Source organism: Micrococcus sp. HMSC31B01 (assembly GCF_001816085.1).
Lineage (GTDB): Bacteria > Actinomycetota > Actinomycetes > Actinomycetales > Micrococcaceae > Micrococcus > Micrococcus luteus.
The window spans coordinates 1-597 of record NZ_KV824952.1; the positions used below are offsets into that span (position 1 = coordinate 1).

Consider the following 597-nt stretch of genomic DNA (forward strand, 5'->3'; position numbering starts at 1 on the left):
CGGCGGCCCCCGCCTCCGGCACGAGCCGCTGGTGGGCGTGGCTCGGCCTGACCGTGGTGGCCGCCGTCGTGGTGGCCGCGGTGCTGCGCGCCCTCACCGGCCCCGTCTACCTCATCCCCTCCGGGTCGATGGAGCCGACCCTGCAGCCCGGCGACCGCGTGCGGGTGGAGGCCGCCGCGGCCGGCGGGCAGGGCCTGCACCACGGCGACGTGGTGGTGTTCGACGGCGCCGGCAGCCTGGCGCCGTACCGTTCGGCCGGATCGCTCGAGCGCGGCCTCGAGGACGTCGCCCGGTGGTGGGGTGTCGGCGCGGCCGAGGACGCGTTCGTCAAGCGCGTGCTGGCCCTGCCGGGGGACCGCCTCGAATGCTGTGCCCCGGACGGTCGGCTGCTGCGCAACGGCGAGCCGCTGGATGAGCCGTATCTCGGCAGGCCCGTGACCGCGGACGAGCCGGCCGCGGCGGGGACCTGGTCCTTCGAGGTGCCCGACGGGCGCATGGTCGTCCTGGGCGACCACCGCGCCGCCTCCCGGGATTCCCGCGCACTGCTGGGCGCCCCCGGCGGCGGGCTGATCCCGCTCGAGCGGGTCGAGGGCCGGG

The 597-nt window shown here is 78.1% G+C and carries 1 protein-coding gene; it reads left to right on the forward strand.

The annotated features are described in order from the left end of the window. Positions 1 to 597, forward strand: a 597-nt coding sequence (gene lepB / locus HMPREF3105_RS01960) for a signal peptidase I (RefSeq protein WP_070708647.1), incomplete at both ends; no start/stop codon positions are given.